Genomic DNA, 13,308 nt, shown 5'->3' with positions numbered 1-13,308 from the left:
GCCCAGTGAAGATCCCCGCGGCCCCCGCGCGAGAACCCGCCCCAGTGAGGTCCCGATGAGCCAGCCGAATCAGCCGAACCAGTCGAGGGTCCGCCTGACCGTCGCCCAGGCGCTGGTGCAGTTCCTGTCCGCGCAGTACGCCGAACGCGACGGCGTACGGCACCGGCTGATCGCCGGCACCTGGGGGATCTTCGGCCACGGCAACGTCGCCGGCCTCGGTCAGGCACTGTTGCAGGCCGGCGAGGACACCATGCCGTTCCACCAGGGCCGCAACGAGCAGGCCATGGTGCACGCCGCCGTGGGCTACGCCCGCCAGCTCAACCGGCTCTCCGCGCAGGCGGTCACCACGTCCATCGGCCCCGGCGCCACCAACCTGGTCACCGGCGCCGCCCTGGCCACGATCAACCGCCTGCCGGTGCTGCTCCTGCCCGGCGACTACTTCGCGACGCGCCCCGCCGACCCGCTGCTCCAGCAGTTGGAGCACCCGACCGAGGCCGACGTGTCCGTGAACGACACCCTGCGCCCGGTCTCCCGGTACTTCGACCGCATCACGCGCCCGGAGATGCTGATCCCGTCCGCGCTCAATGCGATGCGGGTACTGACGGACCCCGCCGAGACCGGCGCGGTCACCCTCGCCATGCCCCAGGACGTGCAGGCGGAGGCGTTCGACTGGCCGGAGGAGTTCTTCGCCGAGCGCGTGTGGCACGTACGCCGTCCCGCACCCGACCCGCTGGAGCTCGCGGAGGCCGTCACGGCGATCCGCGCCGCCCAGCGGCCGCTGATCGTCGCGGGCGGCGGCGTCCACCACAGCGAGGCCGAGGACGCCCTCAAGGCGTTCGTGGACGCCACGGGCATCCCGGTCGCCTCCACCCAGGCGGGCAAGGGCGCGCTGCGGTACGACCACCCGGCGGACCTCGGCGGCATCGGCCACACCGGCACCGCGGTCTGCGACGACATCGCGCGCACCGCGGACCTGATCATCGGCGTCGGTACCCGCTACTCCGACTTCACCACCGCCTCGACCACCCTCTTCCAGAACCCGGACGTCCGGTTCGTCAACCTGAACATCACCTCCTTCGACGCCCACAAGCTGGCAGCCCGCACCCTGGTCGCGGACGCGCGCGAGGGCTTGCGGGCACTCACGGACGAGCTTTCCGGCCACCGCGTCGACGAGGTGTACGAGGCCGAGTACCGCGCCGGCAAGGAGCGCTGGGAGCAGGTCGTGGACGCCGCCTACCGCGCGGACGACGAACACGCCGTGCCCACCCAGACACAGGTGCTGGGCGCCCTGGACTCGGTCGTGGGCGACGACGACGTGGTGATCAACGCGGCGGGCTCGCTCCCCGGCGACCTGCACAAGCTGTGGCGGGCGCGCAGCCCTCGCCAGTACCACCTGGAGTACGGCTACTCCTGCATGGGCTACGAGATCCCGGCCGGGATCGGTGTTCAGCAGGCCACGCCGGACACGCCCGTGTGGTCGCTGGTCGGCGACGGCACGTACCTGATGATGCCGACCGAGATCGTCACGGCCGTCCAGGAGGGCCTGCCGGTCAACCTGGTCCTGATCCAGAACCACGGGTACGCCTCGATCGGCGGCCTCTCCGAGGAGACCGGCGGCGAGCGCTTCGGCACGGCCTACCGGTACCGCGTGGCCGACGGCACCTTCAGCGGGGCGCCGCTGCCGGTGGACCTCGCGGCCAACGCCGCCAGCCTCGGCATGGACGTCATCCGCGCCAAGACCGTCCGCGAGCTGCGCGACGCGCTCGCCACCGCGCGTGCCTCGGAGCGGCCGACGTGCGTGTACGTCGAGACCGACCCCACGCCCACCGCTCCCCCGGCCGAGGCCTGGTGGGACGTGCCCGTGGCCGAGGTCGCCTCCCGCGAGGCCGCCGTGGCCGCGCGCGAGCGGTACGACCGCCACGCCGCCGGACAGCGACGGCACCTCTGACCACCGATCCCGCCCTCGCCCCACCTCAAGTCCCCGCTCAGGAAAGGCCCTTCGCACCATGAAGACCATCAGCCACTGGATCGGCGGCAAGCCCGTCGAGGGCACCTCCGGGCGTTTCAGCCCGGTCTACAACCCGGCCACCGGCGCCCAGGAGAAGCAGCTCGCTCTCGCCTCGGTCGACGAGGTCGACGCCACCGTCGCGGCCGCGAAGGCCGCCTTCGAGAGCTGGGGCCAGTCGTCGCTCGCCAAGCGCACGGCGATCCTGTTCAAGTTCCGCGAGCTGCTCGACGCGCACCGCGACGAGGTCGCCGAGCTGATCAGCGCCGAGCACGGAAAGGTGCACTCCGACGCCCTCGGCGAGGTCGCGCGCGGCATGGAGATCGTGGAGCTGGCCTGCGGGATCAGTGTTCAGCTGAAGGGCGAGCTGTCCACGCAGGTCTCCACTCGCGTCGACGTCGCCTCGATCCGCCAGCCGATCGGCGTGGTCGCCGGCATCACGCCGTTCAACTTCCCGGCCATGGTGCCGATGTGGATGTTCCCGCTCGCGATCGCCTGCGGGAACACCTTCGTCCTCAAGCCCAGCGAGAAGGACCCGTCGGCCTCGTACAAGCTCGCCGAGCTGCTCGCCGAGGCCGGTCTGCCGGACGGCGTGTTCAACATCGTCCAGGGTGACAAGGTGGCGGTCGACCGCCTGCTGGAGCACCCGGACGTCGCGGCGGTGTCCTTCGTGGGCTCGACGCCGATCGCCAAGTACATCCAGCTCAAGGCCGTCGAGCACGACAAGCGTGTGCAGGCCCTGGGCGGCGCCAAGAACCACATGCTGGTCCTGCCGGACGCCGACCTGGACTTCGCCGCGGACCAGGCGATCAACGCCGCGTACGGCTCGGCGGGCGAGCGCTGCATGGCCGTGTCGGTCGTGGTCGCGGTCGGCGACACCGGCGACGAGCTCGTCGGCAAGATCGCCGAGCGCGCGAAGAGCCTGCGCATCGGCCCCGGCAACGACCCGGCCTCCGAGATGGGCCCGCTGATCACCCGCGAGCACCGCGACAAGGTGGCGTCGTACGTGGCGAGCGCCGCCGAGCAGGGCGCCGAGGTCGTCGTCGACGGCACCGGCTACACCGTCGAGGGCCACGAGGACGGCTTCTTCCTCGGTGTCTCGCTGCTGGACAGGGTGCCGGTGACGGCGGACGCGTACAAGGACGAGATCTTCGGTCCGGTGCTGTGCGTGGTGCGCGCCGACACCTATGAGGACGCCATCAAGCTGATCAACGGCTCCCGCTGGGGCAACGGCACCGCGATCTTCACTCGTGACGGCGGCGCCGCCCGGCGCTTCCAGCTGGAGGTCCAGGCGGGCATGGTCGGCGTCAACGTGCCGATCCCGGTTCCGGTCGGCTACCACTCCTTCGGTGGCTGGAAGGACTCGCTCTTCGGCGATCTGCACATCTACGGCAACGACGGTGTCGCCTTCTACACGCAGGGCAAGGTGATCACGACCCGCTGGCCCGACCCGGCCGACGGCGGGATCAACCTGGGCTTCCCCAGCAACTCCTAGGCAGGACCGCAGGCCGGTGCGGGAACGGATGCGTGGCCGTCCCGCACCGGCCGCGTTTTTGTCAGGACAACACGATGACAAGGATTCCTGTCATCCGGACGGACGGATACGCTCACCCCGTGACCAGCACAGCTCCCGCACAGCTCGACTTCGCCCTCGACCGCAGCAGCCCCGTGCCGCTGTACTACCAGCTCGCCCAGCAGCTGGAGTCCGCGATCGAGCACGGCGTGCTGGGCCCCGGCAGCCTGCTCGGCAACGAGATCGAGCTCGCCGGCCGTCTCGGCCTGTCCCGCCCGACGGTGCGGCAGGCCATCCAGTCCCTCGTGGACAAGGGTCTCCTCGTCCGCCGCCGGGGCGTGGGAACCCAGGTGGTGCACAGCCAGGTCAAGCGCCCGCTGGAGCTCAGCAGCCTGTACGACGACCTGGAGGCGGCCGGTCAGAGCCCCACGACCCGGGTGCTCGGCAACGATGTCGTGCCCGCCTCCGCCGAGGTCGCGGGTGCCCTGGGTGTCGCCGAGGGCTCCGCGGTGCACCACGTACAGCGGCTCCGCCTCGCCCACGGCGAGCCGGTGGCGCACCTGTCCAACTACGTGCCCGAGGGCCTGCTGTCCCTCGACACGGCCAAGCTGGAGGCAAGTGGCCTCTACCGGATGATGCGGGCCGCCGGCATCACCTTGCACAGCGCCCGCCAGTCCGTCGGGGCCCGCCGCGCCACCGCCGAGGAGGCCGAGGGCCTGGGTGAGCCCGAGGGCGCCGCCCTGCTCACCATGCAGCGCACGGCGTACGACGACACCGGCCGCGCGGTCGAGTACGGCACCCATATCTACCGGGCCTCGCGTTACTCGTTCGAGTTCCAGCTGCTGGTACGGGGCTGACGCCTCCCAGGGTCAGAGGTTCACCCAGGCCCCCGACTCGGCGGACCGGCTCATGGCGTCGAGCGCGGTCGCGCTGTGCACGGCGTCCTCCAGGGTCGCGCCGTACGGCGTGCCCTCGGCGACGGAGCGCAGGAAGGTGTGCGCCTCGATGACCTTGAGGTCGTCGTAGCCCATCGCGTTGGCCGAGCCGGGCTGGAAGGCGGCGTACTCGCCGTGTCCGGGGCCGACGTACACGGTGCTGACGGACTGGTCCTGGTAGGCCGTGCCGCGGCTGACGCCGAGCTCGCCCATGCGGCGGAAGTCCCAGAAGACGGAGCCCTTGGTGCCGTGGACCTCGAAGCCGTAGTTGTTCTGCTCGCCGACGGAGACCCGGCATGCCTCCAGGACGCCGCGGGCGCCGGAGGCGAAGCGGAGCAGACAGTTGACGTAGTCCTCGTTCTCCACCGGGCCCAACTCGCCGCCCGTGGCGCGGGTGTGGCCCGCTGTGGCGCCCGTGGGGCGGGCCCGCTCGGGGATGAAGACGGCGGTGTCGGCGGTGAGTGCGGTGATGTCGCCGAGCAGGAAGCGGGCCAGGTCGGCGCCGTGCGAGGCCAGGTCGCCCAGGACGCCGCTGCCGCCGCGCTCCCGCTCGTACCGCCAGGTCAGGGCGCCCTCGGGGTGGGCCGCGTAGTCGCTGAACAGACGGATGCGGACGTGGGTGACGGTGCCGATCTCGCCGGAGGCGATGAGCTCGCGGGCGGCGGCGACGGCGGGCGCGTTGCGGTAGTTGAAGCCGACGGTGCCCTGGACGCCTGCCTTGGACACGGCGTCGGCCACCGCGCGGGCGTCCTCAGCGGTGAGACCGACCGGCTTCTCGATCCAGATGTGCTTGCCCGCCTCGGCCATCGCGACGCCGATCTCGCGGTGCAGGAAGTTCGGGGCGGTGATGCTGACCGCCCGCACGCGGGGGTCGGCGGCCACCTCGCGCCAGTCGCGGGCCGTCGCGGTGAAGCCGAACCGCTCGGCGGCCTCCTCGGCCCGGCCCGGCACCTCCTCGGCGACGGTCACCAGCTCGGGGCGCACGGCCAGGTGCGGGAAGTGGTGCGGGACTCGCGCGTACGCCTGGGTGTGCACCCGCCCCATCCAGCCGAACCCCACGACGGCGACGCCGAGCGTACTCACCATGACTGCCCCTCTTTGGACCGGTCCACAACTGTCCACTTCACCCTGAGCGCCGTAAACAGCACCTGTCAAGCCCTTTGACAAGCCCTCTCACCGTATGGAACGGTCCACACCATGAGACCCCCGACGATCCGCGACGTCGCCGAACGGGCCGGCGTGTCGAAGTCCCTGGTCTCCCTCGTGCTGCGCGGCTCCGACCAGGTGCGCCCGGAGAAGCGGCAGGCGGTCCTCACCGCGGTCGCGGAGCTCGGCTACCGCCCGAACGCCGCCGCACGCAGCCTCAGCGAGCGCCGCACCCGCACGGTGGGCGTGCTGCTCAACGACATGCGCAACCCCTGGTTCGTCGAACTGCTCGACGGCCTGGGCTCCCGTCTCCACGACAGCGGTCTGCACATGCTGCTCGCCGACGGCCGCCTCAACCGGCGCCTCGGCGAGGACCTCACCCACACGTTCACGGACCTCCGGGTCGACGGCCTCATCGCCGTCGGCACGCTCCCGCCCTCCGAGGCGCTCCGCACGGCGGCGGGGCAGATCCCGACCGTGGTCGCGGGCGCCCGCGAGCCCGTCCTGCCGCACGTGGACATCGTCGCGGGCGACGACGAGCACGGCGCGCGCCTGGCCACGGAGCACCTCATCGGCCTCGGCCACCGGCGCATCGCCCACATCGCCGGACAGGGTGTCGTGGGCGAGCTGCGCCGCCGCAGCTTCGAGGAGGTCATGCGCGAGCACGGGCTCGCGGACACGGCGCTCGTGGGGCAGGGCGACCTCACCGAGGAGGGCGGCTACCGGGCCGCGGTCCGCCTCCTCAGCACCGCCCGACGCCCCACCGCCGTCTTCGCGTTCAACGACATCGCCTGTGTCGGCGCCCTCTCGGCCGCCGAGGAACTCGGCCTCCAGGTACCGCGCGACCTGTCCCTCGTCGGCTACGACAACACCTACCTCTCACGCCTGCGGCACCTCTGGCTCACCACCGTGGACAACGCCAGCCACGACGTCGGCCGCCGCGCCGCCCAGCGCCTGCTCGACCGCATGACCACCCCGGACCGCCCGTCCGAGACGGTCCTCGCGGCGCCGGCGCTCGAGGTCCGGGGGACGACGGCACCGCCCGCGGAGGGCGGGCAGCGGCCGTAAATCCGTTCGCCGTGCCGCTGGGGATCGTGCGAGCATCTGCCGCATGACGACCAACCGAAAGGTCCATGCCGCGTAGACGGCCGCAGCGCCCCCGGGGCGGGGCCCACGACATCACACCCGTCATCGACGGCCTGTCAGCACGCGCGCTGAGCGAGATCGCCCGTCTCGAACGCACCCGGAACCACTTGTGGCCGGGGGACGTCGCCACGGCCCTGCGGCTCTGGCGCGACTGCGTCCAGAGCCCGGCACGCGGGCAGTGGCACGCCTACGAGTTCGGCAATGATCACTGGGACTGCTGCGGCGACCCGTTCGAGGCGAGGATGCTCCTCGACTCCGTCCTGCACGCCCTCGCGCGGGAAGCCGCCCGCGAACTCCGCCGGCTCGTCGACAGGCTCGACGCGCGCTGGATCCCGCCCGAGCGGGACGTCGGCTGAAGGCCGGCATCGCTGTCGCAGGGGTCGTCAGTTCGATCCCGCGTGCGAGGTCACACAGTGCTCGTCGAGGCCGGCCGACGGGCGATGAAGACGAACTCCTTGCCCGGACGGTCGGGCGCGTCCCGTACCTCTTGCGGGATGAACCCCTGTGCGGTCAGGTCCGCTTCGACTTCCTTCCGTTCGCGGAACCTCAGGGTGGAGTCGGAGGTCAGGGCCTGGCCGTCGGCGGCGAAGACGTAGTGACTGCGGAAGGTCACCAACGGCCCGGTGACCGCGATCAGTTCCACCCAGTACTCGACCGCACCGACGCCCGGGATCTCCGTGACCTGGTAGGTGGCCTCGCGGTTCCACGTCTCCCAGGCACGCCGGGACGGGTCCCGGGTCTCGAAGACGAAGTACCCACCTGGACGCAGTGCCTCGTAGGCGCCCTTGAGCGTCTCCTGCCACGCGTGGGGTTCGACGATCTGCTGGGCGGCGTTGCCTGTCATCGTGGCGAGATCCACCTGCAGCGGCGGGAGCGTTGTGGCATCACCGCAGATCCAGCGGACCCGGTCACCGCCCGGCTTGGCCCGGGCCACGTCGAGGGATGCCTGGGCGGGATCGACACCGACGACCTCGATGCCACGCTCGGCCAGCCGGAGAGCGAGGACGCCGGTGCCGCAGCCGATGTCCAACACCCGCCTCGATCCGAATCCCTCCGCGAGACGGAGGTAGGCGTCCAGATCGCCGCGGTCGGGATCGAGCGGGTCGTAGACGGCCGCCAGCCGTGGGTGAATGAAGAGTTCGTCGGCCATGGGGACGACGGTAGTGCGCGGCGGAAGGCACAGCATACGGCGCATCCGGCCGTCCCGCTCGCCCGGAGGCGCCGCGGAACCTGCCCGCTTATCGTGATCCAGGGGGTATCCCCGGCCCACGGCCGGGCGTCCCTGGAGGCATGCATGCGTTTCACGCACAGACGCTGCGCTGCCGGAGCCGCGGCCGTGGCACTGGTCCTGCTCGGGGCCTGCCTGCCGTCGATCGCGTCGGTGGCCTCGGTGCAGACCGACGAGCCCGACCTGTCCCGCTTCTACGAGCAGCGGATCAAGTGGTCCCGGTGCGAGGGCATGGAGATGCCGAAGGACCTGCAGTGCGGGAAGGTGACCGTACCGCTGGACTACGAGCGGCCCGAGAACGGGACCCTCGAACTGGCGATGGCGCGTTACCGGGCCACGAGCAAGGACGATCGCGGGTCCGTCCTGCTGAACTTCGGTGGGCCCGGCGGCCCGGGTGTTCCGCAACTCGCCTTCGGCGGAAAGGAGTTCATGGGTCTCACGAACGGCTACGACGTGGTGACCTTCGATCCGCGCGGTGTCGGCCGCTCCTCCCCCGTCAGCTGCGGCGAGGGCACCGAAGTGGCCCTGGAGGCCACCGACGACGGGGACGACGCGAACGATCCGGGTGCCGCGCTCAGGCAGTTGAGGCGGGCAGCCGCCGCGTGCACCGAGCACTCCGGCCCGGTGCTGCCGCACATAGGCACGGTCGACGCCGCCAAGGACATGGACGTGATGCGGGCCGCGCTCGGCGACAAGAAGCTCAACTACCTCGGTTTCTCCTATGGAAGCCGGCTGGGCGCGGTGTACGCGGCCGAGTTCCCCGACAAGGTGGGGCGGATGGTGTTCGACGGTGTGGACACGCTCACCGAACCCCTCGCCGAGCAGGGCCTGGTGGGCGCCGAGGGGCAGCAGACCGCGCTGGAGAACTATCTCGACGCCTGTGCCGCGCAATGGACGTGCCCGTTCGGCCAGGACCGGCGCTCGGCCAAGGAGCAGGTCGTCGACCTGGTCGACTCGCTGGACCAGAACCCCCTGCCGACGACCTTCGGGCAGGAGTTCACCGGCCAGGACCTCGTGGGCGCCATCGGCCAGGCGCTGTACAGCGAGCAGCTGTGGCCCGCGCTCACCCAGGCGCTCTCCTCGCTGATCCAAGACGGCGACCCACAGGCCCTCTTGGAGCTCGCGAGCGGCGGTATCGCGGCACCGGACGCACCGAGTCCCGACGTCACCGGAGACGGCGGACTCGTGGACGCGGCGGACGTCCCGCTCGACAACCTCCCGGCCGCGCTGATGGCGATCAACTGCGCGGACGACCCGGACCGCCCCTCCGCGGCACGCGTGACCGAGCGCGTCGCCCGGCTGCGTGCCCGGTACGAGGAGGCTTCGCCGGTCTTCGGGCAGTACCGGCTGGCCCAGGTGCTGATGTGCTACGGCCGTCCCAAGGGCACCGACTTCATCCGCGAGAAGGTGCGGGACGTCGACACCCCGAAAATGCTGCTCGTCGGCACCCGGGGTGACCCGGCGACCCCGTACCGCTGGACCGTGGAGACCGCCGAACGGCTCGGCTCCTCGGCCGTCGTCCTCGACAACAAGGGCGAGGGGCACACCGGGTACGGGTCCTCGAAGTGCGTGCACCAGAAGATCGACGACTTCCTGCTGTACGGATCACTGCCGGCCGACGGGAGTTCGTGCGGACCGGACGACGACGACTGAGCGCGCCCGCTCTCACCCCGATGGGCGTACGGGCACGTCCTGCCACAACCTCTGGGGCACCCCGCGCGTCACACAGGGCAACAGGCAGGTCGGCCACCCCTCCGGTCGGCCTGCCGCTCCACGCCGACTGGGCACCGCCCATGCCCCCACTCCGCACTTGATCCAGAATTACCCCAAATGCCTGAGTCGCGAATCAGTCCTATGGTGCTGATATGGAGCACACCCTCAGCCCCGCGACCCTGACCGAGCTGCGCCGCCCCCGGCCGTATCCGGCGGTGTCCGTGCTGACCCCCACGCACCGCCGCGAACCCGACAACACCCAGGACCCGGTCCGGCTGCGCAACGTGCTGGCCGAGGCCAAGAGGCAGCTGGAGACCGATCCGGCGGTCACCCGGGAGCGGCGCAACGACGTCGCCGCACAGCTCGACCAGGCCCTGTCGGAGATCGATCTCACGCACGCCGAGGACGGTCTGGTGATCTTCGCGGCGCCCGGCGAGCACCAGGTGTGGTCGCTGGCCCGCGCGGTGCCCGAGCGCGTGGTGCTCTCGGACACCTTCCTGACCCGCAACCTGGTGGCCGCGCAGGCCGCCGAGCGGCCGTTCTGGGTGCTCTCGGTCTCCGCCGACCGGGCGTCCCTGTGGAACGGCGCCGGTGACCACGTCGCCGCCGAACACACCGGGGGTTTCCCGCTGACCCGCGACCTCGTGGAGAACCCGGACACGGAGCGCCAGGAACGCATCGGCGACGTACCCAGCACGTACCGGGACGAGGGGACCCGCCACTTCCTGCGCGACGCCGACACGGCCATGGCCGCGGTGCTCCGGGAGTACCCCCGGCCGCTGTACGTCACGGGTGAGCAGGCCGCGCTGTCCGCCCTGGACGAGGTCGGCACGGTCACCAAGGACGCCGGCCACATCCCCCACGGCGGGCTCGCACACGCTTCCCACGAGGCCGTGGGGCAGGCGGTCCGGCCACTGATCGCCGCCGAGGACCGCAGGAACATCGACTCCGTGGCCCGCGAGCTCGAACTGGCCCGTGGCCGCAAGGAGTTCGCCGCCGGGGTCGACGAGGTCTGGCAGAGCGCCGAGGACGGCCGGGTCCGGCTCCTCGCCGTGGAGGAGAACTACCGTGTGACGGTCCGCGACGACCAGGGCGAGCACCTCGTACCGGCGGAGAGCGGCGATCTCGACGCCCGCGAGGACATCGTCGACGAGATCGTCGAGCAGTGCCTCGAGACCGGGGCGGAGGTCCGCTTCGTACCGGACGGCACGCTCGGGGGCGCCCGGGGGATTGCGGGGGTGCTGCGCTACTGAACCGGCAGTCACCGCCGGGCTGTACCTGCTCGGACCACGTCAGACCCCGTCGAAGAGGGTGCTCAGACCTCGGTCGAGGACCGGGCCCATGTCCTCTCCGCCCGCCTCGACGACGGCGTACGAGCAGAGCAGGAAGCGGCGCAGGGCGGGGGTGTCGAACTGGATGAGGGCCAGTCCATACGGCGAGTGGAACTCCACGACCGTGCGGGACGCTCCGCACGGCCGTATGTGGACGTCGCCGGTACCGACGGGGACGCACAGACCCTCGTCCAGGAGTGCGCGGGCGAAGGTCCAGGTGACCGTTTCTCCTCCGAGCGCGACGTCGGCCGGGAAGTCGATGTGCACGGCCAGAGGATCGCCTGAGGTGTAGCGCAGCGTGGCGGGCACCGGGAGCTCCTGGTCGTCGTCGGTGACCAGGCAGGCACGGGCGGGCTGTTCCAGGGTGATGTCCATGATCGTCCTCCGTTGACGGTGGGGAGCCGGCTGTTCTGCCGACGTGCCTTCGCGACCTCGCGGAGGGTTCGCACGACGCTGTTTTTCTGGATGTCTGCGGATGCCCACTGTGACCCGTGTCACCCACCGTGGCGGCCCAGGGGCGGCTCCGCGGGACCCGACCGGAGGAGACTGAACAAACAGCCGTCGAACGCGAGCGCGAGAACAGGCGCGCAGGCATCCGGCAACCCTTCAACTCGCGTACGTGGTCTACGCCTTGACCGCCTCGACACCTACCTCAGTGATGCCACATGACCTCCCCGTGAGGACTGCGGCATATGCCAGAAGCACCACCGCATCGTGTGTTGCCAAATCCCTTACAGGGAGTCGCAGGCTGTGCAAGAGTCGTAACGGTCCTACCGTCACTCTTGGTCGAACCGTCCTCGTATCGGAGTACGTCATGCCGCCCCATCTCTCTGCGGATCGCCCGGCCGCCCAGCCCCCCGGGCGTGGCACGGTCGAGGCACTCATTTCGCAGACGCGACGGCTGCGGGGCGACGTGGACGCGGTTCGGCGGGACGCGCCGGGCGACGGTTCGGACGCCGAGGGACGCTGGCAGCGCGCGCTGTACGACCTGGCGCTGCATCAGCTCAACGACCTCAACGAGCACTTGGCACAGTTGCGGGACGGCCCTCCCCCGGTGTCCGTCGAGCCCGCCACCGAATCGGTCCTGCCGGTCGCGCCCCCCGCACCCCGGCGTGGCTCGCTGCTCAGCCGGGTCGGCAGCGCCGAGTGGAACCTGCTGACGGACGACGTGAGCTGGTCCGGTGAGCTGTACCAGATCCTCGGCCGTGACCCTACCGCCCCGCCACTCACCCTGGACGAACTGCCGTCCCTGGTCCTGGACGAGGACCGGCCCCGGCTGACGGCGATGGTCACCGACTGCCTCGTCGACGCCAAGCGCATCGACGGGGAGTTCCGGATCGTCCTCGGGGACGGCGGTGTGCGCACCGTGCACATGATGGGCGAACCCGTGCTCGACGCCGACGGCAGCACCGCCTCGATGTGGGCCGTGCTGCGGGACGTCAGCGAACTGCGGCGCTGCCGACGGACGGTGGGCGAGACCCGTGACTCGCTCCAACGTCAGCGGCACATCGCCGAGACCGAGCACCGGCTCGCGGTCGAGTTGCAGGAAGCCGTGCTGCCTCCGTGGCGTGGCTCCCTGCGGCTCCCGCACCAGGGCCCGCAGACGCTCGACGTGGCCGCCCACTACCTGCCGTCGTCGACCAGCGCCCTGATCGGCGGCGACTGGTACGACGCCCTCGAACTGCCCGACGGACAGACCCTGTTGAGCGTCGGTGACCTCACCGGACACGGCGTCACCGTCACCTCGGACATGGCGATGCTGATCGGCGCCCTGCGCGGTATGGCCGTGACGGGCACCGAGCCGGGCGACATCATGGCCTGGCTCAACCAGTTACTCGACGCCACCGTCCAGCCCGCCCTGGGCAGCGCCGTCTGCTGCCGCTACCGGCCCCGGACCCGCACCCTCACCTGGGCCCAGGCAGGACACCCCGCCCCGCTGCTGTTCCGCGACGGGACGGGGTGCGCGCTGACAGCCCCGGACGGCGTGCTGCTCGGGGCGACCTCGGGAGCCGCCTACGGGCAGGCCGAAGTGACCCTCCAACAGGGCGACTTACTGCTCCTCCACACCGACGGACTGGTTCCACGGCGAGGCGGCACGGCGGGCGCCCGGAGTCTGCTCGGCCTGGCCCCGCGCTTCGACGGGGCCCGCACGGCACAGGACTGTGTACGCACGGTGGTCGAGGAGTTCGGCGAGACCGAGCGCGAGGACGACGCCTGCGTACTGGTGGCCAGGGTCGTCTCCTGACAACCGCCTGTTCCGACCTGCTGTTACTACGGCACGGTCACTGGCA

11 protein-coding genes are annotated in these 13,308 nt (G+C 71.2%); 8 read left to right on the top strand and 3 right to left on the bottom strand.

All coding sequences use genetic code 11. From position 1 onward, the window contains the following. Positions 1-55 precede the first annotated feature (55 nt). The 3 genes from iolD (at position 56) to FNH08_RS11310 (ending at position 4,375) form a co-directional block, all read left to right on the top strand. Entirely contained in the window at positions 56-1,948 is a 1,893-nt protein-coding gene (iolD, locus tag FNH08_RS11320) for a 3D-(3,5/4)-trihydroxycyclohexane-1,2-dione acylhydrolase (decyclizing) (protein WP_152771328.1), read from the top strand. A 58-nt stretch (positions 1,949-2,006) separates the two neighbouring features. Next, positions 2,007-3,500 carry a CoA-acylating methylmalonate-semialdehyde dehydrogenase gene (locus FNH08_RS11315; protein ID WP_152771327.1) on the top strand — a complete coding sequence of 498 codons (1,494 nt, stop codon included), beginning with the start codon at positions 2,007-2,009 and terminating at the stop codon, positions 3,498-3,500. Between the two features lie 74 nt (positions 3,501-3,574). Further along, the gene (locus FNH08_RS11310) at positions 3,575-4,375 is read left to right on the top strand and encodes a GntR family transcriptional regulator (RefSeq protein ID WP_152771326.1); all 801 of its coding nucleotides are present in this window, start codon (positions 3,575-3,577) and stop codon (positions 4,373-4,375) included. 12 nt (positions 4,376-4,387) lie between these two features. Here the strand turns inward: FNH08_RS11310 and FNH08_RS11305 are convergent, their stop codons facing one another. Beyond that, positions 4,388-5,539, bottom strand: coding sequence for a Gfo/Idh/MocA family protein (locus FNH08_RS11305; protein ID WP_152771325.1), 1,152 nt, complete (start codon positions 5,537-5,539; stop codon positions 4,388-4,390). 111 nt (positions 5,540-5,650) lie between these two features. Here FNH08_RS11305 and FNH08_RS11300 point away from each other — a divergent pair, with 111 nt between their 5' ends. Next, entirely contained in the window at positions 5,651-6,667 is a 1,017-nt protein-coding gene (locus FNH08_RS11300) for a LacI family DNA-binding transcriptional regulator (RefSeq protein WP_152771324.1), read from the top strand. A gap of 65 nt (positions 6,668-6,732) precedes the next feature. Beyond that, positions 6,733-7,101, top strand: a complete 369-nt coding sequence (locus FNH08_RS11295; protein WP_152771323.1) for a hypothetical protein — start codon at positions 6,733-6,735, stop codon at positions 7,099-7,101. A 50-nt stretch (positions 7,102-7,151) separates the two neighbouring features. Here FNH08_RS11295 and FNH08_RS11290 read toward each other — a convergent pair whose 3' ends face one another. Continuing rightward, a complete protein-coding gene (locus FNH08_RS11290) occupies positions 7,152-7,895 on the bottom strand; it encodes a class I SAM-dependent methyltransferase (RefSeq protein ID WP_152771322.1) in 744 nt (247 codons plus the stop codon). Between the two features lie 144 nt (positions 7,896-8,039). On the opposite strand from FNH08_RS11290, the gene FNH08_RS11285 reads away from it, so the two are divergent. Both FNH08_RS11285 and FNH08_RS11280 read left to right on the top strand, forming a co-directional pair. Continuing rightward, entirely contained in the window at positions 8,040-9,626 is a 1,587-nt protein-coding gene (locus FNH08_RS11285; RefSeq protein ID WP_152771321.1) for an alpha/beta hydrolase, read from the top strand. 212 nt (positions 9,627-9,838) lie between these two features. After that, entirely contained in the window at positions 9,839-10,939 is a 1,101-nt protein-coding gene (locus FNH08_RS11280; protein ID WP_152771320.1) for a baeRF3 domain-containing protein, read from the top strand. A 39-nt stretch (positions 10,940-10,978) separates the two neighbouring features. On the opposite strand, the gene FNH08_RS11275 is transcribed toward FNH08_RS11280, so the two are convergent. After that, the gene (locus FNH08_RS11275) at positions 10,979-11,392 is read right to left on the bottom strand and encodes an SsgA family sporulation/cell division regulator (RefSeq protein WP_152771319.1); all 414 of its coding nucleotides are present in this window, start codon (positions 11,390-11,392) and stop codon (positions 10,979-10,981) included. A gap of 439 nt (positions 11,393-11,831) precedes the next feature. Here FNH08_RS11275 and FNH08_RS11270 point away from each other — a divergent pair, with 439 nt between their 5' ends. Further along, positions 11,832-13,262 carry a PP2C family protein-serine/threonine phosphatase gene (locus tag FNH08_RS11270; RefSeq protein WP_152771318.1) on the top strand — a complete coding sequence of 477 codons (1,431 nt, stop codon included), beginning with the start codon at positions 11,832-11,834 and terminating at the stop codon, positions 13,260-13,262. Positions 13,263-13,308 lie beyond the last annotated feature (46 nt).

This window comes from Streptomyces spongiae (genome assembly GCF_009377185.1).
GTDB classification, from domain to species: Bacteria; Actinomycetota; Actinomycetes; order Streptomycetales; family Streptomycetaceae; genus Streptomyces; species Streptomyces spongiae.
This window is presented reverse-complemented; position numbering and strand designations above follow the sequence as displayed.

Excerpts from the sequence above, each read along its gene's own strand:
- iolD (WP_152771328.1), top strand. The coding sequence starts at position 56 with ATGAGCCAGCCGAATCAGCCGAACCAGTCGAGGGTCCGCCTGACCGTC.
- FNH08_RS11315 (WP_152771327.1), top strand. The coding sequence starts at position 2,007 with ATGAAGACCATCAGCCACTGGATCGGCGGCAAGCCCGTCGAGGGCACC.
- FNH08_RS11310 (WP_152771326.1), top strand. The coding sequence starts at position 3,575 with ATGACAAGGATTCCTGTCATCCGGACGGACGGATACGCTCACCCCGTG.
- FNH08_RS11305 (WP_152771325.1), bottom strand. The coding sequence starts at position 5,539 with ATGGTGAGTACGCTCGGCGTCGCCGTCGTGGGGTTCGGCTGGATGGGG.
- FNH08_RS11300 (WP_152771324.1), top strand. The coding sequence starts at position 5,651 with ATGAGACCCCCGACGATCCGCGACGTCGCCGAACGGGCCGGCGTGTCG.
- FNH08_RS11295 (WP_152771323.1), top strand. The coding sequence starts at position 6,733 with ATGCCGCGTAGACGGCCGCAGCGCCCCCGGGGCGGGGCCCACGACATC.
- FNH08_RS11290 (WP_152771322.1), bottom strand. The coding sequence starts at position 7,895 with ATGGCCGACGAACTCTTCATTCACCCACGGCTGGCGGCCGTCTACGAC.
- FNH08_RS11285 (WP_152771321.1), top strand. The coding sequence starts at position 8,040 with ATGCGTTTCACGCACAGACGCTGCGCTGCCGGAGCCGCGGCCGTGGCA.
- FNH08_RS11280 (WP_152771320.1), top strand. The coding sequence starts at position 9,839 with ATGGAGCACACCCTCAGCCCCGCGACCCTGACCGAGCTGCGCCGCCCC.
- FNH08_RS11275 (WP_152771319.1), bottom strand. The coding sequence starts at position 11,392 with ATGGACATCACCCTGGAACAGCCCGCCCGTGCCTGCCTGGTCACCGAC.
- FNH08_RS11270 (WP_152771318.1), top strand. The coding sequence starts at position 11,832 with ATGCCGCCCCATCTCTCTGCGGATCGCCCGGCCGCCCAGCCCCCCGGG.